General features: G+C 66.5%; 21 protein-coding genes. 7 read left to right on the top strand and 14 right to left on the bottom strand.

Annotated elements, in window-relative coordinates:
* Positions 1–20 precede the first annotated feature (20 nt).
* Positions 21–1,202, top strand: a complete 1,182-nt coding sequence (locus E4S58_RS15455) for an alpha-D-ribose 1-methylphosphonate 5-triphosphate diphosphatase (protein ID WP_136637345.1) — start codon at positions 21–23, stop codon at positions 1,200–1,202.
* 84 nt (positions 1,203–1,286) lie between these two features.
* Here the strand turns inward: E4S58_RS15455 and E4S58_RS15450 are convergent, their stop codons facing one another.
* The 5 genes from E4S58_RS15450 to phnC form a co-directional block, all read right to left on the bottom strand.
* Entirely contained in the window at positions 1,287–1,904 is a 618-nt protein-coding gene (locus E4S58_RS15450; protein ID WP_136637344.1) for an LbetaH domain-containing protein, read from the bottom strand.
* Positions 1,905–1,982: 78 nt separating this feature from the next.
* Complete coding sequence (gene phnE, locus E4S58_RS15445; RefSeq protein WP_136637343.1) at positions 1,983–3,305, bottom strand: phosphonate ABC transporter, permease protein PhnE; 1,323 nt, start codon at positions 3,303–3,305, stop codon at positions 1,983–1,985.
* Complete coding sequence (gene phnE / locus E4S58_RS15440) at positions 3,302–4,183, bottom strand: phosphonate ABC transporter, permease protein PhnE (protein ID WP_136637342.1); 882 nt, start codon at positions 4,181–4,183, stop codon at positions 3,302–3,304. Before phnE (E4S58_RS15440) ends, phnE (E4S58_RS15445) begins: the two co-directional genes overlap by 4 nt.
* A 65-nt stretch (positions 4,184–4,248) precedes the next feature.
* Positions 4,249–5,163 (bottom strand): phosphonate ABC transporter substrate-binding protein, encoded by a 915-nt coding sequence (gene phnD / locus E4S58_RS15435; RefSeq protein ID WP_136637341.1) that lies wholly within the window; start codon positions 5,161–5,163, stop codon positions 4,249–4,251.
* A 57-nt stretch (positions 5,164–5,220) separates the two neighbouring features.
* Positions 5,221–6,030: a phosphonate ABC transporter ATP-binding protein gene (gene phnC / locus E4S58_RS15430; RefSeq protein ID WP_136637340.1), complete on the bottom strand. Its 810-nt coding sequence runs from the start codon at positions 6,028–6,030 to the stop codon at positions 5,221–5,223.
* Between the two features lie 231 nt (positions 6,031–6,261).
* Here phnC and E4S58_RS15425 point away from each other — a divergent pair, with 231 nt between their 5' ends.
* Positions 6,262–7,038 carry a class I SAM-dependent methyltransferase gene (locus E4S58_RS15425; RefSeq protein ID WP_136637339.1) on the top strand — a complete coding sequence of 259 codons (777 nt, stop codon included), beginning with the start codon at positions 6,262–6,264 and terminating at the stop codon, positions 7,036–7,038.
* A gap of 92 nt (positions 7,039–7,130) precedes the next feature.
* Here E4S58_RS15425 and E4S58_RS15420 read toward each other — a convergent pair whose 3' ends face one another.
* Positions 7,131–8,906: a sensor histidine kinase gene (locus tag E4S58_RS15420; protein WP_136637338.1), complete on the bottom strand. Its 1,776-nt coding sequence runs from the start codon at positions 8,904–8,906 to the stop codon at positions 7,131–7,133.
* A gap of 58 nt (positions 8,907–8,964) precedes the next feature.
* Here E4S58_RS15420 and E4S58_RS15415 point away from each other — a divergent pair, with 58 nt between their 5' ends.
* The gene (locus E4S58_RS15415; protein WP_136637337.1) at positions 8,965–10,146 is read left to right on the top strand and encodes a cytochrome P450; all 1,182 of its coding nucleotides are present in this window, start codon (positions 8,965–8,967) and stop codon (positions 10,144–10,146) included.
* A gap of 14 nt (positions 10,147–10,160) precedes the next feature.
* Here E4S58_RS15415 and E4S58_RS15410 read toward each other — a convergent pair whose 3' ends face one another.
* The 5 genes from E4S58_RS15410 to phaC form a co-directional block, all read right to left on the bottom strand.
* Entirely contained in the window at positions 10,161–11,141 is a 981-nt protein-coding gene (locus E4S58_RS15410) for a LysR family transcriptional regulator (protein WP_136637336.1), read from the bottom strand.
* A gap of 4 nt (positions 11,142–11,145) precedes the next feature.
* Entirely contained in the window at positions 11,146–11,709 is a 564-nt protein-coding gene (gene phaR / locus E4S58_RS15405) for a polyhydroxyalkanoate synthesis repressor PhaR (protein ID WP_136637335.1), read from the bottom strand.
* Positions 11,710–11,844: 135 nt separating this feature from the next.
* Positions 11,845–12,447 (bottom strand): pyridoxamine 5'-phosphate oxidase family protein, encoded by a 603-nt coding sequence (locus E4S58_RS15400; RefSeq protein WP_136637334.1) that lies wholly within the window; start codon positions 12,445–12,447, stop codon positions 11,845–11,847.
* Positions 12,448–12,628: 181 nt separating this feature from the next.
* On the bottom strand, positions 12,629–13,072 hold the full coding sequence (locus E4S58_RS15395) for a phasin, PhaP (RefSeq protein WP_136637333.1): 444 nt from the start codon (positions 13,070–13,072) through the stop codon (positions 12,629–12,631).
* A gap of 148 nt (positions 13,073–13,220) precedes the next feature.
* Positions 13,221–15,044: a class I poly(R)-hydroxyalkanoic acid synthase gene (phaC, locus tag E4S58_RS15390; RefSeq protein WP_136637332.1), complete on the bottom strand. Its 1,824-nt coding sequence runs from the start codon at positions 15,042–15,044 to the stop codon at positions 13,221–13,223.
* Positions 15,045–15,193: 149 nt separating this feature from the next.
* On the opposite strand from phaC, the gene phaZ reads away from it, so the two are divergent.
* Positions 15,194–16,495, top strand: a complete 1,302-nt coding sequence (phaZ, locus tag E4S58_RS15385) for a polyhydroxyalkanoate depolymerase (RefSeq protein WP_136637331.1) — start codon at positions 15,194–15,196, stop codon at positions 16,493–16,495.
* A gap of 208 nt (positions 16,496–16,703) precedes the next feature.
* Here phaZ and E4S58_RS15380 read toward each other — a convergent pair whose 3' ends face one another.
* The gene (locus E4S58_RS15380; RefSeq protein ID WP_136637330.1) at positions 16,704–17,165 is read right to left on the bottom strand and encodes a methylated-DNA--[protein]-cysteine S-methyltransferase; all 462 of its coding nucleotides are present in this window, start codon (positions 17,163–17,165) and stop codon (positions 16,704–16,706) included.
* 168 nt (positions 17,166–17,333) lie between these two features.
* Between E4S58_RS15380 and E4S58_RS15375 the strand changes: the two genes are divergently transcribed.
* From E4S58_RS15375 to E4S58_RS15365, 3 genes are all read left to right on the top strand, one after another.
* Positions 17,334–18,338 carry an NAD(P)H-dependent flavin oxidoreductase gene (locus tag E4S58_RS15375; RefSeq protein ID WP_136637329.1) on the top strand — a complete coding sequence of 335 codons (1,005 nt, stop codon included), beginning with the start codon at positions 17,334–17,336 and terminating at the stop codon, positions 18,336–18,338.
* Entirely contained in the window at positions 18,335–18,748 is a 414-nt protein-coding gene (locus E4S58_RS15370; RefSeq protein WP_136637328.1) for a VOC family protein, read from the top strand. The genes E4S58_RS15375 and E4S58_RS15370 overlap by 4 nt, the downstream gene beginning before the upstream one ends.
* A gap of 90 nt (positions 18,749–18,838) precedes the next feature.
* Entirely contained in the window at positions 18,839–19,975 is a 1,137-nt protein-coding gene (locus E4S58_RS15365) for a lytic murein transglycosylase (RefSeq protein WP_136637327.1), read from the top strand.
* Between the two features lie 18 nt (positions 19,976–19,993).
* Here the strand turns inward: E4S58_RS15365 and E4S58_RS15360 are convergent, their stop codons facing one another.
* The gene (locus E4S58_RS15360) at positions 19,994–20,713 is read right to left on the bottom strand and encodes a nitroreductase (protein ID WP_136637326.1); all 720 of its coding nucleotides are present in this window, start codon (positions 20,711–20,713) and stop codon (positions 19,994–19,996) included.
* 100 nt (positions 20,714–20,813) lie between these two features.
* Positions 20,814–21,920, bottom strand: coding sequence for an acyl-CoA dehydrogenase family protein (locus tag E4S58_RS15355; RefSeq protein WP_169052690.1), 1,107 nt, complete (start codon positions 21,918–21,920; stop codon positions 20,814–20,816).
* Positions 21,921–21,924: the final 4 nt, after the last annotated feature.

Below are 21,924 nucleotides of genomic sequence, written 5' to 3'. Positions count from 1 at the left end.
AAGCAGTTGCAGGTTGTTCCATGCCGACCACAATGCCCGCCTTGCGCTTTACCGGCGCAACGATCCTTCGCGACGGCGAAATGCAGTCGCGGTCCCTGTCGGTCGCCGACGGCCGGATCACCCGTGGCCCGCTGCCCGAGGTCGACCTGAGTGGATACCTCATCCTGCCCGGTATCATCGACCTGCATGGCGACGCCTTCGAACGCCACACCGCCCCGCGCCCCTCGGCCCCCTTCCCGCCCGAGGTTGGCCTGCGCGCCACCGATCGCGAAGCCGCCTCGAACGGGATCACCACCGCCTGGCTCGCCCAGAGCTGGAGCTGGGAGGGTGGCAAGCGCGGGCCCGATTACGCCGTGGCGATGATGCGCGCGCTGGCCGACTATCGCCCCCATGCGCTGACCGACCTGCGCCTGCAGATCCGTTGCGAGACCCACACCGTCGACACCGCCGACCGGCTGCTCTCGGCGATCGAGACCTTCGGCATCGACTATGTCGTCTTCAACGACCACCTGGTCGAGGCCGAACAGCTGGCCGCCGCGAACTCGGACGAGCTTTTGTTCTGGGCACGGTCCGCGGGCCGCACGCTGGCCGAACACAAGGCCATCATCCGGAAGGCGGCCGAACAGAAGGTCCAGGTGCCGCGCTACCTGTGCCGCCTGGCCGACCGGTTCGACGAGCTGGGGGTGATCTACGGATCACACGACGATCCCGACGGCGAGACGCGCGAAACCTATTCGATGATCGGGGCCAAGATCTGCGAATTCCCCACCTCGCGCTCGGCCGCCGCGCTGGCCCGCGCGGTTGGCGACCCGGTGCTGATGGGCGCGCCCAACATGGTGCGCGGCGGATCGCAGTCGGGCAATATCGCGGCCGAGGACCTGATCCGCATGGGGCTGTGCGATGCGCTGGTGTCGGACTACTACTATCCGGCGCTGCACCTCGCCGCCTTCCGGATCGCGGACCTGGGCATCCTGTCCCTGCCGCAGGCCTGGGCGATGATCTCGTCCACGCCCGCGCGGATCCTGCGCCTGCCCGATCGTGGCCACCTGACCCCGGGACGGCGCGCCGACCTGGTGATCGTGAACGAAACCACCCGCGCGATCGAGGCGACGCTGTGCGGCGGCCGCATCACGCACCTTGCAGGCGATGCCGCGCACCGCTTTGCCTGGGCCGGGATGCAACCAATGATGGCGGCCGAATAGTCCTGCCTGCCCCGGCCCTTCGCCGGGACCGCCCCTGTCGGACGCCCCGTAGGGTGCGTGCTTGCACGCACCGCAGACCCGGCCTCAGCCCTCGTATTTCTCGAGAAACGCCTCGGCCCCGAGCACCCGGAAATCCGCCAGGGCGCCGCGCAGGCGGGCGTGATCCCAGTCCCACCAGGCCAGGGCAACCAGGCGATCCGCGATCCCGACCGGCTGGCGGCGGCGCAGGACGCGGGCCGGGGTGCCCGCGACGATGGTGTAGGGATCGACGTCCTTTGTCACCACCGCGCCCGAGGCCACCACGGCCCCGTCCCCCACCGTGACCTCGGGCTTCACCATGCATCCGTGCCCAAGCCAGGTGTCGTGGCCGATGCTGGCCCGGCGGGACCGCCGGTGGTCGAAGAAATCGGCATCGTCTTCGGCATCGTCCCAGTAATCGGCCGAGCGGTACAGGAAATGATGGCAGGCGGCGGTGTGAAGCGGATGATCCGTGGCGCCGATCCGTGTGAAGGCGGCGATATTGGCGAACTTGCCGATGGTCGCATTGGCGATGTCGGCATAACGGTCGCAATAGGCATAGTCCCCGAAGGTGGAGTACGCGATCCGCGAGCCCTGCCCCACCTCGGTATAGGCGCCGAAGGTGCTGTCGGTGATCTGGCAGTCGGGATGGAGAACGGGCGCGGTGGCGGACAGTCTGGGCATGGCGATCTTTCTGAAACGGCTGGAAGGCGGCCGGGTCAGGCCGCCTTCGGCGAGAGTATTTTGGGCAAGATGAAGGGGTCAGTGGCCGCCGTCATCCCCGGCGATCAGCTTGCGCCGCAGCCAGCCCGAGAACCAGTCCATGGCGAAGACCATCAGCACGACGAGGCAGATGTAGTAGGAGACTTCCTCCCAGTCCTTCTGGGTGATCATCGCCTGCGTCAGCAGCAGGCCGATACCGCCGCCGGTGATCGCGCCGATCACCGTGGCCGAGCGGGTGTTGGATTCGAAGAAGTAGAGGATCTGGCTGAGCAGCACCGGTGTCACCTGCGGGATCACCCCGAAGCGGTAGCGTTGCACCGGTTTCGCGCCGACCGACGACAGGCCCTCGATCTGCTTGCCGTCGACGTTTTCCAGCGCCTCCGAGAACATCTTGCCGAAGGACCCGGTGTCGGTGACGAGGATCGCCAGCGCGCCGGTCAGCGGGCCGGGGCCGAAGGCGCGGGCCAGCACGATCGTCCAGATCAGCGCGTCCACGCCGCGGAAGAAATCGAAGAGCCGCCGGAACGCCTGACGCACGAGCATCAGCGGCGTGAAGTTGCGCGCGGCCAGGAAGGCCAGCGGCAGCGCCACGATGGCCGCGCCGAAGGTGCCGAGGAAGGCCATCAGGATCGTCTCGAACAGGGCCCAGGCGACGGCGGCGTGCATCCACATCGGGTTGTACCAGAAGTCGTGCCAGATCGCCCCGGCCTCTCCGCCCATGGCGCGGCGCAGAAGGTCCAGCGGGCCTTGGCCGTGATAGGGGCTGTCGAGGGTGAAGAAGAAAAGCTCCCACCCCGTCGAATACCGGAAGACCTCGGTCTTGTTGCGGGTGATGGTCACGCGGCCTTCGTCCGTCGTGATCGCGACGCGGTTCTTGGACGCGTTGATCCAGTCGGGGACCGGACCATCGGGCAGCACCGCCTGCGCCCCATTGCGACCCGGCTGCGCGGTGACCAGCCCGTAGCCGGGGATGTCATAGGACACGGCGTCGGGGCCGAAGGTCACCACGCCGCCGCGCGGCAGGGTGATCACGGTCGTCTCGCCCAGATCGACCCAGTCGGGGGCCTGTCCGTCCGGGTAGGCGCCCTTACGCTCGCCTTCGATCGCGATCGACACGGCGCCAGAGCGGTTGTCGCGCGTCACATGGGTCTTGTAGCTGTAGGCGTCGCGGATCAGGGTCTTGCCGTTTTCGGGATTGGCCGAGGCGACCAGCCCCGGCACATCGAAGGCGAAGAACGCATAGGTCAGGTAGGCCAGTACGATCAGCGGCAGGGCGAAGGACACCATCCGCTTGCGGCGGAACAGGGCCTCGGCCTGGCCTTTGAGGCCGGTGCCAAGGCGGGGGTCGGCGGTCATGGTCATGCAAGCATCTCCGAACGGCGGCCATGGGTCAGCAGGTCGCGGAAGTAGCTGGAGCACTGGTCGACCACGATGATCGTGGCAAACAGCATCAGGAAGATCGCGGCGCTTTCATCGTACTTGCCCTGTCCCCAGGACATGGCGTTCTTGAGCTCGTAGCCGATGCCGCCTGCGCCCACGAAGCCCAGGATGGCCGAGGCGCGGATGTTGATCTCGAACCTGAGCAGCGCGTAGCTGAGGTAGTTGGGCGAGACCTGCGGCACCACGCCCAGCATCATCTTCTGCCCCCAGCTCGCCCCGACCGAGGCCAGCCCTTCGACCGGTTTGAGCGAGGCGTTTTCGTTCACTTCCGAGAACAGCTTGCCAAGCGCGCCGGTGGTGTGGAAGGCGATGGCGATCATGGCGGGCACCGGGCCACCGCCCAGAACGAAGATCAGCACCAGCGCGATGACGATTTCCGGCACGGCGCGCATCAGGTCCATCAGGCGACGGAAGACAGGGATCAGCGCGGGCCAGCGCGCCAGCCCCCGGGTCGACAGCATCGACAGCACCGCGCCGCCAAGCGCGCCGATCAGGGTGGATACGGCGGCGATGTTCAGCGTCTCGACCAGCGCGGGGAAATACTTGACCACATGGCCCGGCAGTTCGGCGGCCTTTTCGGCGGCCTCGCCGATCACGGCCTCGGGGAAATCGAAGATCCGGTGCAGGCCCGACCAGAAGCCGCCCGCGTTGCGGTCGTCGGCCAGCATGAAGCCCGACATCATCAGGGCCACGAAGACGGCCAGCAACATGCCGGAATACAGGCGCTTGCGACGCGTCAGCGCCATGTAGTCGTCACGGATACCCGAGATCCCGGGGCCGGAGCCGGTCTGGTCTGTCATGTCGGAAGGGCCTTTGGATATGCAAAGGCGGGCCCCGCGAGGGACCCGCCATGGATCAGGTCAGATCAGTTGGACTTCGATTTGCGCGCGGCGACGATCGAGGTGTAGGCGTCGTGGGTCACCGGGCGGAAGCCCAGGGATTCACCGGCCGAGATGTTGTAGGTGCAGTCCTTGTCGGCCTCGTACATGCCGGCAACCAGGTCGGTCATCTTGGCCTTGACGTCGTCGGGCAGCGCCTTGCGCAGCACGATCGGGCCTTCGGGGATTTCCTTGGACCGCCAGATTTCGACCAGGTCGTTCATGTCGACAAGGCCCGCGTCCACGGCCTTGCGCAGCGCGCCCGAGTTGAAGCCGTCTTCCCAGTTGCCCTGGCCGTCGGCCCAGGTCACGCCGCCGTCGACGTCACCGTTGTTGACCGCGACGATGGTCTGTTCGTGACCGCCGGTGAAGACGACTTCACCGAAGTAGTCGCCGTTTTCCATGGTCGCGCCGGTCTGCTGCGGGATCTCGATCGAGGGGATCAGGTAGCCGGAGGTGGAGTTCGGATCACCGAAGCCGAAGCGCTTGTCCTTCATGTCTTCGAGCGAGGCGATGCCGGCATCCTTGCGGGCGAAGCCGATGGAGTAGTAGCCGATGGAGCCGTCCATGTTGACCTTGACCAGCACCGGTTCAACCGCTTCGGGGTCTTCCAGGTAGGTCTTGGCGTAGCCCGAGGCGCCCAGCCAGGCCATGTCGAGCGTGCCGCCCAGCAGGCCCTGGATCACGCCGTCATAGTCGGCGGGGGCGAAGAGCTTGGCCGGAACGCCAAGCGTTTCCTCGGTGTAGGTCTTGAGGCATTCGTGGTTGTTCAGGCGGTCCTGGGCGTTTTCGCCGCCAAGGATGCCGATGCGGAATTCGGTGATGTCCTGGGCCATGACGGGCGTGACAAGTGCGGTGGTTGCCAGAATCGAAGTCGTGGCGGCGGCGATCAGTTTTTTCATCAGGGATGCTCCGTTGGTGAAAACCCCGCCGCTTTGTGCGACGGGGGCAGATGAAACTCAGGCGTGGATGGGTGTCTGGTGGCGGCGGGTCAGCGCGTCGATCTGGGTCGATGTCGCCTCTTCCGAGAAGGACGCATCCGCCCCGTAGATGTCGCGCGCGACACCGGTGGTCAGTTGGTCGGGCGTGCCGTCAAAGACGATGCGCCCGTGCAGCATGCCGATCACCCGGTCGCAATAGCGGCGCGCGGTGTCGAGCGTGTGCAGGTTGGCGATGACGGTGCGCCCATCTTCCTCGTGAATGCGGCGCAGGGCGTCCATGACGATCTGGGCGTTCATCGGGTCGAGCGAGGCGATCGGTTCGTCCGCCAGGATGATCTTTGGATCCTGCATCAACGCGCGGGCGATGGCGACGCGCTGCTGCTGGCCGCCCGACAGCGCCTCGGCCCGTTTCGGGGCATGTTCGGCGATGCCCAGCCGGTCCAGGATGTCGATGGCGCGGTGGATGTCCGCCGTCGGGTACAGATTGAAGAGCGAGGCCAGGGTGGAGCGCTTGTTCAGCGTCCCGTGCAGCACGTTCGACACCACGTCCATGCGCGGCACCAGGTTGAACTGCTGGAAGATCATCGCGCAATCGGCCTGCCAGGCGCGCTTGTCCGCGCCCTTCAGCGCGGTCACGTCGCGGCCCTCGAAATGCACGGAGCCCGAGGTATGGTCGGTCAGCCGGTTGAGCATCCGCAGAAGCGTCGACTTGCCCGCGCCCGAGCGTCCGATGATGCCGATCATCATGGGCCGGTCGACCTCGACCGTGGCCGCGTCGACGGCGGTGTTGGCCCCGAAAGTCTTGGTCAGTCGCTCAAGTCTCAGCACGTCTTGCCCCCTGCTGGTGTTGCCGGGGTGCTAAAGGCGGCGCGCTACGGAAATGTATCGGTCCCACGAAAGTTTTGTGACGGGGTGGATCGGCGGCGTTTTCGGATCACGCGGCGGCGCGGGATGCCCAAGGACCAGGCGGTGCGCGGGGGTGCGGCGGCCAAACCTGTTCCATTTTGCGTGCCTCGGCGGCACACTTCGCCAGGGATTTGACGATGGAAGGGGCTTCGAATGACCCGCGATCATGTCACCGTGAACCGCGACCTCTGGAATGCGGATGCGCCGAACTGGGTGGGTATGGGCGAAAGGCTCTGGTCGCTGGAGGCGCCCGAATGGGGCAACTGGGGCGAGCCCGAGAGCGCCTTTCGCCGCGCGCTTCTGCCCCCGCACATGGCCGGGATGACGGCGATCGAACTGGGCTGCGGCACCGGCTATGTGGCGGGCTGGATGGCCCGGCGGGGCGCGCGGGTGACGGCCATCGACATCTCGGTCGATCAACTGGCGACGGCCCGGCGGCTGGCGGCAGAACATGGCGCCGAGATCACCTGGATCGAGGGCAACGCCGAAGCCACGGGCCTGCCGGACCAGACGTTTGACTTCGCGATATCCGAATACGGTGCCGCGATCTGGTGCCGCCCCGAGGTCTGGCTGACCGAAGCCTTTCGCCTGCTGCGCCCCGGCGGGCAACTGGTCTTCCTGGGCAACCACCCGCTGTCGCTGATCTGTGCACCGCTGGATGGATCGCCCTGCGACCGCACCCTGCACCGGCCCTATCGCGGCATGTGGGGCGCCGACTGGACCGGGGTCACCTATGAGCCAAGCGGCATCTGCTTCAACCACACCTTCGGCGACTGGGTCGCGCTCTTTGCCCGGATCGGCTTTGGGATAGTGGACTACCAGGAGGTCTATGCCCCCGACTGGGCCGACGACCGGCGCGGCGAGGTGCCGGCCGACTGGGCAAAGGCCTATCCGGTCGAACAGGTCTGGCATCTGGCCAAGCCCGGCTGACGGGACCGAAGGGGGCTGTCTGCCCCCTCTGGCCCGTGCCGGGCCATTCACCCCCGAGGATACGGAAACCAGAGGAAGGGCGGACCCGCGCGCTATTCGGCCGCCAGTTCGTCCCGGACGGCGGGCAGTTCGATGACGAACTCGGCCCCGCCGCCCTTGCGGTTGCGGCCGCGGATCTCACCGCCGAAGCTTTGGATCATGCCGTAAGAGATCGACAGCCCGAGGCCCATGCCCTTGGCCGCCCCGACCTCCTTGGTGGAGTAGAAGGGATCGAAGATCCGTTCGGGCTGCGCGATGCCGGTGCCGGTGTCCGAGACGCGGATCGTCGGACGCGGGCTGGGCGTCAGGGTGATCGTCAGATCCCTGCGCGGGCCATCGGCCATGGCGTCGGCGGCATTGGTGATGAGGTTGACCATCACCTGCGCCAGCCGCACCTCTCCGGCCATGGCCTGCACCGGGGCCTGCGGCGGCTGCCAGTCCAGCGTGATCCCGTCCTTGGCCAGCCGCGCCTCGGTCATCTCGAGCGCGGTGGCGACGATCTGACCAAGATCGACGGGCCGGGCCGGTTCGCTTTCCTGCCGTGCGAAGGCCCGCAGGTTGCGGATGATCCGGCCCATGCGCCCCGCCAGTTCCGAGATCCGCGTCAGGTTGCCCGCCGCCTGGTCCACCTTACCACGCTCGACCAGAAGCGTGCCGTTTTCCGCGAACTGCCGGATCGCCATCAGCGGCTGGTTGAGCTCGTGGCTCAGCCCCGCCGACATCTGGCCAAGCGCCGACAGCTTGCCCGCCTGCACCAGTTCCGCCTGCGCGCGCTTCAGCGCCGCCTCGGCCTCCTGCCGTTCGGCCACCTCGCGGCGCAGCATGTTGTTCGCGCCCGACAGTTCCGCCGTGCGTTCGGCGACGCGGTTCTCCAGCAGGGCATTCGCCACCGCCAGCACGCGCCGCCGTTCGGTCGCCCAGAACAGAAGCGCCCCGAAGGCCAGCAGGACCAGACCCGCCACCGCCGCCTGCAGCATGGCGATGCGCGCAGCCCCCCCTTCGGCCACCAGCGCCGTCGCCCGCATGCCGACCTGCGGCGCATCGCGCATCAGCACCAGTGCCGGATCGGGGACATAATTGCCAAGCGGCGCGCGCCAGACCTCGTTGTCGCCGATCAGCCGTCGTTCGAAGGGCAGCGGGCCTCCATCCGGCGGGGTCAGCACACCGTCGCCGATCGTCCAGTTCAGCAGTTCGGACCGGTTCGAGATGAAGATCCGTCCGCGCGGATCGGTAAACCAGACCGCCGGGTTGTCGCCCCGCCAGGCCTGTTCCAGAAGATCGACGTCGACCGCCACCAAAAGCACCCCGCTGACCCCGCCTTCGGGCGCGTAACTGGGCGCGGCGAACAGGTAACTGCGCGTGCCGTCCGTGCCCGAAGGCCCGATCCCCCAGCCAAGCGCGCCGGTCAGGGCACGGCGAAACTCGGCCCCGTTGCGGAAGGCGGGGCTGGCGACGGTGCGGGCGGTTTCGGGACGTGCGGCGGCCAGAAGTTCTCCGGTCGGGGACAGATAGGCGATGTTGAGCGCGGTGGTGCGATCGGCCGCGTTCAGCAACAGGTCCGAGGCGGCCTCGCGCAGCTCGGTGCTGGCGGGTTGCCGGGCCAGGTTGCGCAGGGCCGGGTGGGCCGCCATCAGAACCGCAAGGTCCTGGTAGCGCTGCATCTGGCTGGTCAGACGATCGACGGTCAGCGCCAGGTCCGCCTCTCCGCGTTCGCGCAGCGGGCTCAGCGCCTGGCGATAGCTGGCCGCGTGCACGCCCCAGACAAGGGCGAGCGTGACGGCAAGGTAGATCGCGATGATGGCGGCGCGGCGCCGCAGGTCCCGGGTCATGCCCGCTTATACCGCCCGCCCCCTTGCCTTGGGAAGCCATGCCGCCATAGATGCGCCCATGCAGTTGACCCAGTCTCCGACCGATCCCGGTTTCGTCCAGAACCCCTACCCCTTCTATGCCGCGGCCCGGGCGCAGGGACCGCTGCACTATTGGCAGGATTACGGCATGATGGCCGCGGTCACCCACGACGCGGTGTCGGCCCTGCTGAAGGACCGGCGGTTTGGCCGCGAGGTCCCGCCCGAGATGGCGCAGCCGGTGCCCGATCACCTGGCCCCCTTCTACGCCATCGACAACCATTCGATGCTCGAGCTCGAGCCGCCGCGCCACACCCGGCTGCGCGGGCTGGTGCTGCGCGCCTTCACCTCGCGCCGGATCGCGGGGATGGAAGCCGAGATCACCGCCCTGGCGCATGAGCTTGTCGATGCCTTCCCCGACGGCGACTTCGACCTTCTGCCCGCCTTCGCCGCCCCCCTGCCCGTGATCGTCATTGCCCGTCTTCTTGGCGTGCCCGAGGAGATGGCGCCGGACCTGCTGCGCTGGTCGAACGCCATGGTCGCCATGTACCAGGCCCGCCGGGACCGCGCGGTCGAGGACACCGCCGCCCGGGCCGCCGCCGACTTCGCCGCCTACCTTGCGGATTACATCGCCGCCCGCCGCCGCGATCCGCGCGACGACCTGATCACCGAACTGATCGCCGCCGAGGCCGACGGCGACCGGCTGTCGACGGACGAGATGATCGCGACCTGCGTCCTGCTGCTGAACGCGGGCCACGAGGCGACGGTGCACACCATCGGCAACGGCGTGGCGGGGCTGCTGCGTTCGGGCCTGGACCTGGCGCCGCTGATGCAGCCCGAGGCGGTGGATCGCACCGTCGAGGAGGTGCTGCGCCACGATCCGCCGCTGCACATGTTCACGCGTTACGCCTATGAGGACGTCGAGGTCTTTGGCCACCAGTTCCGGCGCGGCGATCAGGTGGCGCTGCTTCTGGCGGCTGCCAACCGCGACCCGGCGGCCTGGCCCGATCCCGACCGCTTCGACCCGACGCGGCCCGTGAAGACCAATGCCAGCTTCGGCGGCGGTCTGCATTTCTGCATCGGCGCGCCGCTGGCAAGGTTGGAGCTGCGCTCAGCCCTGCCGGTCCTGTTTGACCGCTGCCCCGGTCTGACCCTGGCCGCGCCGCCCGTCTACGGCGACACCTATCATTTCCACGGGTTGGAGCGGTTGCTGGTGCGGGTCTGACGCACCGTCCTGCCTTACCGTCCCGCGCCCTGCTCCAGCTGCAGCCGCGCGCTCAGGTGCGGATAGGCGGCCACGGCCGGGGCGACGACGATGTCGCGCAGCAGGTCCCGCAGTTCCGAGGCGATGACCCCCGGCACATCTTCCAGCACGCCCTGCCGCGCGGTCAGAACGATCCGGCGCGACAGCGGCGCGAAGGGCAGATCGAACAGGTCCAGGTCCCCCAGCACCCGCCGCGCCCGCATCAACGCCAGCGGTGGCAGGATCGTCCAGCCGACCCCCTGCCCGACCAAAGCCAGGATGGCGTGGTAACTGTCCAGCTCGAAACGATAATCAAGCCGCAGGTTCTGCTGCGCCAGATGCGTCCCGATCAGTCGGCCCATGTGGTGGCGGGTGGTGTATTGCACCAGCGGATGGGCCTTGAGCTGCGCCAGAACATCACCCGCCCCGTCGACCATGCCCCTGGGCGCGGCGACGACGAAGCCTTCGGTCAGCACCGGATGAACCTCGGCCCAGGGCGGCGCATCGCCCATGTCGGCGGCGACGATGACATCCAGCGCCTCGGCCTCGAGCTGGTCATAAAGAACATGAGAGGCCCCGGTCTCGAGCAGGAACTGGCAGCCATCGAGCCGCCCGGACATGCGCACCAGAAGCTGCGGGGTCACGTCGGCCTCGAGATCCTCGATCACGCCAAGCCGCAGCCGGGTCAGCGGAGCATCGCCCGCGACCGACAGTTCGGCCCGGGCCTGCGCGGCCTCGTTCAGGATGGACTGGGCGCGCCTGCGAAAGGCCTCTCCGGCCGGGGTGAGGGTCACGGGGCGCGCGTTGCGCACCAGCAGGGCCGCACCCAGGGCGGTTTCCAGATTGGTCAACTGCTGCGACACGGCCGAGGCACTGGCCCCGAGCCGCCGCGCCGCCGCACTGATCGACCGTTCCTCGGCCGTGGCGACGAAAACCTCGATCCCCCAGAGCGTGATGCGTCCCGGGCTGGACTGCATGGCCTCAGCTCATCTTGTTCAGCTTGCTCTGAAGATCCGCCAGCTGCTGCTTGATCGCATCCAGGTCGTCGCCCTTCTTCTCGGTCGGGGCTTCGCCGCCTTCGCGCGCGGTGCCGCCGCCCGACCAGCCGGACATGCCGCCCGACATCGCCTTGAGGAAGGCTTCCTGCTGCGCCTGCAGCGCCTCGAACCCGGGGATCTTGGCCATCGGGTTCATGGCATTCATGTTCTCCATCATCTTCGACTGGCTGTCGCGCAGCATGTCGAAGCTTTGCGCCAGGAACTGCGGAACGACGGACTGCGCCTGCGTGGTATAGCTGCGGACCAGGTCCGTCAGCACGCCAAGCGGCAGGACGTTTTCGCCCCGGCTTTCATGTTCGGCAATGATCTGAAGAAGATACTGGCGCGTCAGGTCGTCGCCGGACTTCAGGTCGACGATCTGCACCTCGCGGCCGTCGCGGATGAAGCCCGCGATATCTTCCAGCGTCACGTAGTCCGACGTCTCGGTGTTATACAGTCGCCGGGACGCGTAGCGTTTGATCAGCAGTGGTTTTTCGGTCTCAGCCACGGGCCATCCCTCCCTATGCAGCACTGCAGCGCAGCTTAGGACCCCATGACGGAATTGCAAAGGAATTCTGGGGCGATAGGCTTATTGCACCCGCGAAAAGGCCGCGCCCCATACGTGACAGCACGGTGACCGCAGTTACCAGAGCCGCTCGGCCGCATAGGCCGGGTAGCCCGCGTCATAGGCCGCCCCGTCAAAGCCGTGATCGATCTCGCGCACGAAATCGCCCGCACTGGGCACTTCGGCCCCGCGGTCGCCTTCGGACCAGAGCTCGGACCGGATCAGCGCCTTGGCACACTGGAAGTAGGCCTCGCCAATGCGGATCACCACGACGGTGCGGGGGTGTTTGCCCTGCTGTTCGAAACTGGCCAGAAGATCGGGATCTTCGGTCACGATGGCGGTGCCGTTCACCCGCACCACGTTGGGGCTTCCCGGCACCATGAACATCAGGCTGACACGCGGATCGCGCAGGATGTTGCGCAGGCTGTCGATGCGGTTGTTGCCCTTCCAGTCGGGCAGCATCAGCGTTTCCGGATCGGCGATGCGCACCACCGGATCGACATCGCCGCGCGGGCTGGCATCGGTGCCCTCGGGCCCGACCGTCGACAGGATCACGAAGCGCGCGGCCCGGATCCAGCGATCATAGGCCGGCGTCAGGCGCGGCACGACCTTGGTAAGCGAGCGGCCGACGGGATCGCCGTAAAGTTCTTCCAGTCGGGCAATGTCGGTGATCGGGTTCATGGGCCGCTCCTGTGATGTCGGGGGCACCATGCGGCGACGGGGGCGCCGCCGCAACGCGCATATGAGCCGATTCCGGAACCCCGGGGCTTGCGCGCACGAAAAAGGGCGGGTCCGTAATTGGACCCGCCCGTCTTTCACGTTCCGTTTAGGGAGGAGAATGGAACGTGTTCCGGTAACCGGATTACTTCGCTGCGGCCTTCTTGGCGGCTGCGGTGGTGTCCTTCGCGGCCTTCTGAACGGCAGCAGAGGTTTCTTCCGCCATGTCCTTGCCGGCAGCCATCATCAGCTCGACCGTGTCGGTCTGGGCTTTCTTGGCGATCTCGGCGAAGGCGGCCAGGTTTTCGGCAGCCATCTCGGCCGAGGCGGTCGCGAAATCGGTCACGGCCTTTGCGTAGTCTGCGGGCTCTGCCTTGACCTTTGCGAGGTCGGACATCTTGGACAGGGTGTCCTTGGTCCATTTGGTGGACAGGTCGCTGGACTTTTCAGCTGCGTTCAGCGCGATGCCGGACAGCTTTTCGTTCAGGGTTGCGGTGGACTTGAAGGAGTCTTCGAACGACTTGGTGTCGACCGGGAAGGCGCCCATCATGTCTTTCATCATCGCGGTGAAGTCTTGGGTAGTAGCCATTGTTAGTTCCTCTCTCGGGGTCGGTCCCGCTTCCATTCGGGTCCGTATTGCATCTCCGAGAAAGAATATGGATGCTGCGCCGCAGAAAATCAAGTTCTTTTTGCTGCAGCGCAGAAAATGTAGCCTAGTCCGAAGGATAGGTCGCGGGTCACGCGGGCAGAGGTGCCTTTACGTAACGTCCGGGTGCCGGGCACAGCGCCGGATGAGTCGAATCCCCCGGTTCGCGCGCCGGAACCATCTTGCCGGAATTGGCCTTGATCCATTCGCCCCAACGCGGCCACCAGCTGGCCTTGGTGAACTCGGCCCCTTCCAGCCACTCCTCGGGCGACAGGGTCAGGTCGTCGTTGGTGTAGTGGCCGTACTTGTTCCGGCTGGGCGGGTTCACGATCCCCGCGATATGACCGGACTGCGACACCACGAAGGTGCGCTCCTTGGCGCCGGTCATCTTCTGGATGCCCGTATAACTCGTCTTCCAGGCGGCGATGTGATCGGTTTCGCAGGTGATCGCATAGACCGGAACGTTCACGTCCGACACATGCAGGCGTTCCCCGCAAAGCTCGATTCCCTGGGTGGTGAATTCGTTGCGCTGGCAGAGCCCCCGCAGGTATTCGACCGCCATCTTGCCCGGCAGGTTGGTGCCGTCGCCATTCCAGAACAGCAGGTCGAAGGCGGGCGGCGCCTCGCCCATCATGTAGCTGCGGATCGCGGGGCGATAGATCAGGTCGTTCGACCGCAGGAAGGAAAAGGTGCGCGCCATGATGTGGCTGCGCAGGATGCCGGTCTGGGCGACCTCGGCCTCGATCCCGTCGATGAAGTCGTCCTGCAGGAAGGGTGTGAAATCGCCCTGGTCGGCAAAGTCGGTCAGCGCGGTAAAGAAGGTCGCCGTGTTCACCGACCGGTCCTTGCGGTGCTTCATCAGCGACAGGGTCATCGCCAGTGTCGTGCCGCCGATGCAATAGCCGATCGCATTGACCTTCTTCTGGCCGGTGATCGCCTTGGCCTCGCGGATGGCGGCCAGGTAGCCGTCCTCGATGTAATCTGCCAGCCCGGTCTCGGCATAGCTGACGTCGGGGTTGACCCAGCTGACCACGAACAGCGTGATCCCCTGCTCGGTCACCCACTTGATGAAGCTGTTCTGTTCCTTCAGGTCGAGGATGTAGAACTTGTTGATCCACGGCGGGAAGATCACCAGCGGGATCGCGTGCACCTCTTCGGTGCGGGGCGCGTACTGGATCAGCTCCATCATGTGGTTGCGGTAGACCACCTGCCCTTCGCTGGCGCCGACGTTTTCGCCGACCGTGAAGGCCGTGCTGTCCGCCAGGCGCACCTGCATCTCGCCGTTCGAGGCCTCGATATCCGCGACGAGGTTCTCAAGCCCCTTCACCAGACTCTCCCCCTCGGTCTCGACCGCGCGTTCCAGCGCGTCGGGATTGGTCGCCAGGAAGTTCGTGGGCGCCATCATGTCGACGATCTGCTGGCTGAAATACTTCAGCTTCTTGCGTTCGGTCGGCTCCAGCCCCTCGGCATCCTCGACCGCGTCGTGCATCGCCTTGGCGTTCAGCATGTACTGCTGCTTGATGAAGTTGAACCAGGGGTGGGTCTTCCACAGCGGGTTGGCAAAGCGCGGATCGTCGGGGGTGTGATCCTCGGGCGCCTGCAGGTTTCCCTTGGCCAGCGCCTGCTGGGCTTCCATGAAGTGATGCACGGATTTCGTCCAGAAATCCGCCTGGTGTTCGAAGATGCGGGCGGGGTTCTGCATCATCTCGGTCCACCACGCGCCTGACGCCTTGGCAAAGATCTCGGGGTCTGGTGCGTTGAGCGCGGCATTGGACGGCGTGCGTTTCGCAAGTGCAGCAGTCAGCCGCTGCGTCAGATCATCGACACGCCGGAGGTTGGCGTTCAGGCGTTCAAGCGCGGCATCCGTGACACTGTCAGCACCTGATTCACCGGAATTGTTATCTTTTGTTGCCATGTTAATCGTTCCCCCCTAAATTGCTGCTATGCAGCATAGTCAGCTGCCCCCGGAGACCACCCAGATGCCTTGTGGTAATACCAAGGCACAGGATGCAGGACCGCGAGGCCGTTGATAAACTGGCCAAAATGATCCTCCGGGAGACGCACATGCGCTATATGGCAACTTACGACCTTATGGAGTCGTTCCGCAACACCCAGCAATGGATGGGCGCGACGGCGCTGTCGATGGCATCCTACCCTGCCTTCCAATTGATCCCCAACCCGGCCCTCAACTTCATGGCCGCCTGGGGCGAAGTCGCCGAGCGGTCGTACAGCCGCATGGTCGTCAAACCCGACTGGGGCATCCATTCGGTCCCCTGCGATGACGGACGCGACCACATCGTCACGGTCGAAAAGGTGGTCCAGCGCCCCTTCGGCGACCTGATCCATTTCGACGTGAAGGGCCGCGAGCCGATGGATCGCAAGATCCTGCTCGTCGCGCCGATGTCCGGGCATTATGCGACCCTCCTCCGGTCGACCGTGATTTCGCTTCTGCCCGATGCGGACGTCTATATCACCGACTGGCACAACGCCCGTGACATCCCCGTCTCCGAAGGCAAGTTCGATATCGAGGACTACACCCTCTACCTTGTCGATTTCATGAAGGAACTGGGCCCCGACACCAACGTCATCGCCGTCTGCCAGCCCGCGCCCCTGACGCTCGCCGCCACCGCCTACCTGGCCGAGATCGACCCGGACGCGCAGCCGCGCACCCTGACCCTGATCGGCGGCCCGATCGACCCGAACGCCACCCCGACCGAGGTGACCGATTTCGGCCATTCGGTCACCATGGGCCAGCTGGAAGAGATGATGATCCAGCGCGTCGGCGCGTCCTACAAGGGCATCGGGCGCCGCGTCTATCCGGGCCTGCTGCAGCTGACCTCGTTCATCTCGATGAACGCGGACAAGCATTCCAAGGCCTTTCAGGACCAGATCATGCGCGTCATGCGCGGCGAAGCCTCGGACCACGACCACCACAACCGGTTCTACGATGAATACCTCGCGGTCATGGACATGACGGCGGAATTCTACCTGACCACGGTCGATCGCGTCTTCAAGAAAGCCGAAATCGCCGCCAATGAATTTGTCGTCGACGGCCACAAGGTCGATATCGGCAAGATCACCACCGTCGCCGTCAAGACGGTCGAGGGCGAGAACGACGATATCTCGGCCCCCGGCCAGTGCGTCGCCGCGCTTGACCTCTGCACCGGCCTGCCGGACGAGATGAAGGCATCCCACCTGGAACCCGGCGCGGGCCACTACGGCATTTTCGCCGGGTCGTCCTGGCGCAACAACATCCGCCCCCTGGTGCTGGATTTCATCGACGCCAACACGGGCGAGCGCAAGACGACCAAGCGCAAGGGCAAGGCGACGAAGGACAGCGCCACGCCGAACCTGAAGGCGGTCTGAGCACGGCGTCAGTCGCTGACGGACCACAAGAAAAACAATCGACATGAAAAAACCCTGCGCTGACACCAGCGCAGGGTTTTTCATGTCGGCCGGCAAACCTGCACAGGATGGTCGGGCCGGAGGGGGCCGTGGGACCGTCGGCCCCTGCTGGGTCAGTCAGCCACAGCCAGGATCCGCACAAACGGACGCCAATAAGGCCTCGTCCCCTTCAGATCAGCAGCCCCGCCGCCCCCTCGTGCCGCAGCAGGATCACCTTGCTCTCCACCCCGCCGGGGGCGGAAAATCCGCCCAGCCCGGTGGCTGACAGGATCCGGTGGCAGGGCACAATCAGCGGGATCGGATTCTGACCGCAGGCCTGACCCACGGCCTGCGCAGGACGGCCAAGTGCCCGGGCCAGATCGCCGTAGGTGCGCGTCTCGCCAAAGGGGATCGCCTGCAACAGGGCGCAGACGTCCTGCACCAGTGGCCCGGCATCGACACGCACCGGCAGGTCGAACGCCTCCCGCTCTCCGGCCCAATAGGCGCGGACCTGCGCCTCGGCCTCGATCAGAAGCGGCGTGGGCTCTGCGCCCGTCATCGCCCGCCACCCGGCCTCCACGATCGCGCCGCCGCCGTCGCGGACCGAAAACCGCCCAAGCGGCGTGTCGAAGGAATGCACCGGATCAGCCATGGCGCCACGCTGCCCGGCCCGGTCAAATTCCGCAAGGCGGATTGACGTAACGACTTGCCGCGTCACCTCTTGGAGCGCCTTCGAATCCATGCTTCAAACATGGGTAACGCGTGTCGGACCGGCGCTTCGTCCCGAAGCCCCGCCACAGGCCCAAGGGAGGATACCACCATGACCATGCCAGCCCAGTTGCAGAACCTGCGGATCCCGCTGATCGGCAGCCCGCTTTTCATCATCTCGAACCCCGACCTCGTTCTGGCCCAGTGCAAGTCCGGCATCGTCGGATCCTTCCCCGCGCTCAACGCGCGCGAGGCCGCGGGCGAAGAGATCGAACTGGACAAGTGGCTGACCCGCATCACCGAGGAACTGGACGCCCACAACCAGGCCAACCCCGATCAGCCCGCCGCGCCCTATGCGGTCAACCAGATCGTGCACAAGTCGAACGCCCGCCTTGAGCGCGACGTTGAGATCTGCGTCAAGCACAAGGTTCCGGTCTGGATCACCTCGCTCGGGGCGCAGGAATGGGTCTACGAGGCCGCGCATTCCGTCGGCGCCATCGTCCTGCACGACATCATCAACGACATGTTCGCCCGCAAGGCCATCGCCAAGGGGGCCGACGGTCTGATCGCCGTGGCGGCCGGGGCCGGTGGTCACGCAGGCGCCCTGTCGCCGCTGGCGCTGGTGCAGGAAATCCGCGAATGGTTCGACGGCCCGCTGTTCCTGTCCGGTGCGATCGGCAAGGGCGACAGCATCCTTGCCGCACAGGCCATGGGCGCGGACGGCGGCTATGCCGGGTCGATCTTCATCGCCACCGAAGAGGCCAACGCCCAGCCCGACTACAAGCAGATGATCGCGGACCATGGCGCGTCGGACATCGTCTATTCGAACCTCTTCACTGGGGTCTGGGGCAACTACCTCAAGCCGTCGATCGCGGCGGCAGGCATGGACCCCGAGGCGCTGGAACGCTCGGACCCCTCGGCGATGAACTTTGGCGGCGGCGCGTCCAAGGCCAAGAAGTGGAAGGATATCTGGGGCTCGGGCCAGGGCATCGGCGCGGTCAAGGACATCCGTCCGACGGCCCAAGTCGTCGACCAGCTGGCAGCGGAATATCACGCCGCGCAACAGCGCCTGGCCGCCACCATCGGCTGGCCCGGCGTCGCCAAGGCGGCAGAGTGAGCTATACGGTCGGGCGGCTGATCGATCACCTGGACATCCGGGTGAGCGATCCGGCCGTCTCCCTGCCCTTCTACCGCGCGATCTTCACCGCCCTCGGCCATCAGGTCGAGGCGCTGGAGGATGCCATCAACTGTGACGAGGTCTATGTCACCGCATCCGGGAACACCGGCCGGGTGACGCGCGATCTGCACCTGTGCTTCCAGGCCGCCACCCGCGCGCAGGTCGCGGCCTTCCACGCGGCGGGCCTGGCCCATGGCGGCCGCGACAATGGTGCGCCGGGCCTGCGCGATTACCATCCGGGCTACTACGCGGCCTTCCTGCTGGATCCTGACGGCAACAACCTTGAGGCCAAGGTCGACGAACGCATCACCGACCGCACGGCCCCCGCAATCACGCTCACGACGGCGTGACCCGCAGCGGGCCGCTCATCGCCTGTGCCGCCCTTCCCGCCCTTGGTCGGCTGTGCTCTACTCCTCGCAAACCAGTGGGAGGAGAGCAGAATGATCCCCAGACGCACCTTCATGGCCCTGACCGGCGCGGCCACCCTGACGGCCTGCGGCGCGGCCCCCAGCCTGCCCGGTCGCAGCAGCCCCGACACCCCCGATGACCTGCGCCCGGTGCGCAACAGCGGCTTCGATGCCTGGGTCACCGCCTTCCGCCCCCGCGCGCAGGCCGCAGGGATCACGCCGCGCACTCTGGACGCCGCCTTCCGGGGCGCGGGCTTCATCCCCGGCGTGGTGACCCGCGACCGGTCACAGCCTGAAAGCTCCTATTCACTGGAAGACTACCTTCAGATCGCCGCCTCGGACGACCGCGTTGCCAAGGGCCGCGCGGCCTTTGCCCGCCAGCGCGGCACGCTGAGCGCCCTTGAGCGCCGCTATGGCGTTCCGGCCGAAATCCTCTGCGCGGTCTGGGGGCTGGAAAGCCAGTACGGGGAAAAGCGCGGCACCGTGCCGGTGATTTCCGCCACCGCGACGCTGGCCTACGACGGTCGGCGCGGCGCGTTCTTCGAAAAACAGCTGATCGCCGCCCTGCGCATCCTGCAATCGGGCGATGTCACGCCCGCCAACATGGTGGGCAGCTGGGCCGGCGCCATGGGGCACACGCAGTTCATCCCGACCTCCTACCTCGCCTATGCGGTCGACTTCACCGGCGACGGCCGGCGCGACATCTGGTCGGATGACCCGACCGATGCACTGGCCTCCACGGCTGCCTACCTCGCGAAGTCCGGCTGGACGCCAGGGCTGAAATGGGGCGGGGAAACCGGCGCGCCGGGCACACCATCGGGGCGCGTGATCGCGCCGCAGCCAGGCGGGCCGACCTTTACCGTCACCTCGAATTTCGACGCGATCAAGCGCTACAACAACTCGGATCTCTACGCGATCGGCATCGGGCACCTGTCTGACCGGCTGGCGGGCGCGGGCCCGCTGCGCGGCAGCTTCCCGCCCGACCGCTACGGCATGACCCTGCGTGACCGGATCGCCCTGCAGAAACGCCTGACCGCGGCCGGCTATGACACCGGCGGCACCTCGGGTGTGATCGGCCCGAAAAGCCGCGCCGCGATCCGGGCCTACCAGCAGGCGAACGGGCTGGCGGTCACGGGCGATCCCTCGATGGATCTGCTGGCGCGGGTGTGACCCCGCGCCGCGCGCCATCTACTCCGCAGCCTTCGCGGTGATGCGCCGTCCCTGCCCCGCGTCGTCAAAGCCCTGGAACGAACAGTTCTCGGTGACGGCGCGGCGGTGCGATTTCACCCCGTTGGCGGCAAAATCCTCGTCCGGCCAGCCAAGCGCCACGCAGGTCAGGATCACCTGGTCCTCGGGGATCTCGGCGCATTCGCGCACGACAGGTGACTGCATGATCCCCTGCCCGTTGATCACCGCGCCCAGCCCCTTGTCCCAGGCCGCCAGCACCAGCCCATAGACCGCAGCGCCCGCGTCGAAGATCGCGACCGGCCCGTGATCGTCCAGCGCGCGATCATAGGTCACCACGACCGACACCGGCGCATCAAACTGCCGGAACCCGCGCATGACCCAGTCCTGCCGCATCTCCTTGTCCTCGCGGGCGATGCCCATGGCGGCGAAAAGCTGCTTGGCGATCTCGACCTGCCGCTCGCGGTGCACGCCTTCATAGGCCCCGTGCGCCGGGATCTCGCGACTTGGCGGCACGCCGCCCAGCATCCTCTCCGAATTGCCGCGTCGCACGTTTTCCAGCACCTCGCCCGTCAGCACGTGGAAATGCCAGGGCTGCGTGTTCATCGACGACGGCGCCATGTTGGCCACCGCCAGCAGCTCCTCCATCAGCTCCCGGCTGATCGGTTCATCCGTGAACCCCCGGATCGACCGCCTGTCGCGCATCGCCTTGACCAGATCCATCACTCTCTCCCTTTGGTGTCAGGGGCACGGCCCGCGCCGCGCCCCATCTTCATCTTGCAAAAAATACTCCCGCCGGAGGCATCGCGCCCCTCGGGGGCGATCAGGCCGCCAGGCCACCCGCCTCGCACAGCCGGTCCATGTGGAAATCCCGGTCGCCATGGGCAATCTCAAGCATCGTCAGCCGTTTGAAGTAATGCCCGATGGCATATTCCATCGTCATGCCGACCCCGCCATGCAGCTGGATCGACATCTGCCCCACCTCGCGCGAGGCATCGCACATCTTCACCTTGGCCGCCGACAGCGCCAGGTCGCGCGCCTGCGCGTCCGTGTCGTCGCACATGACGCTGGCATACATCGCCATCGACTTGACCTGTTCCTTCTCGACCACCGCGCCCGCCGCGATATGTTGCAGCGCCTGGAACGACCCGATGGCACGGCCGAACTGTTCGCGGCCCTTGATGTACTCGACCGTTTCTTCGATGGCCTTCTCCATGCACCCAAGTGACTCTGCCATCACCGCCGACAGCGCCCGCGCCTCGGCCAGGGCAATCGCTTCGGCCGCCGCGATACCGCCCGTCAGCTTCTCCGAGGGCGTGCCGTCAAAGCTCAGCTCTGCCGCACGTTTGCCGTCCTGGGTCTTGTAGGCCCGCGCCTCCACGCCCTTGGCCCCGCCCTTCACCATATAAAGCCCCAGCCCCTCCGGGCCCTTGGCCGTGACGAAGATCAGGTTGGCCTCGGCCCCGAAGGACACGACCGTCTTGGTGCCCGACAGCGCGCCGTCGGCCGTGGCTGTGGTCGCGATATCCTCGCCCCGGTCGATCATGCCCGGTTCCAGATGCGCCCAGGTCGGCAGGGTGTCTCCGCCGATGATGCCTTCGGCCACGCTCGCCCGCTGATCGGCTGACCCCGCCTGCAAAAGCGAGGGCGCGATGGCCATCGCCTCGGCCCAGGGTTCGTTGGTCAGCGCATAGCCCATGGCCTGGCCCACGATCATCGTCTCGACCGAGCTGCCGCCAAGGCCGCCTTCGTCTTCCGAAAACGGCAGCGCGAAGATGCCCAGATCGGCATAACCGCGCCAGATCGCCGGATCGTACCCGCCATCCTTCGCCATGTACCTGCGGCGCGCCTCGAAGTCGTACTTGTCGCCCAGAAACCGTGTCAGGCTGTCCGAGAGCATCCGCTGTTCGTCATTCAGTTCAAAGTTCATTTCG

The organism is Pseudooceanicola onchidii (genome assembly GCF_004959925.1).
In the GTDB taxonomy this organism is placed as follows: Bacteria; Pseudomonadota; Alphaproteobacteria; order Rhodobacterales; family Rhodobacteraceae; genus Pseudooceanicola; species Pseudooceanicola onchidii.
Note: the sequence above shows the minus strand (reverse complement) of the source record. Positions and strands in the feature narration are given on the sequence as shown.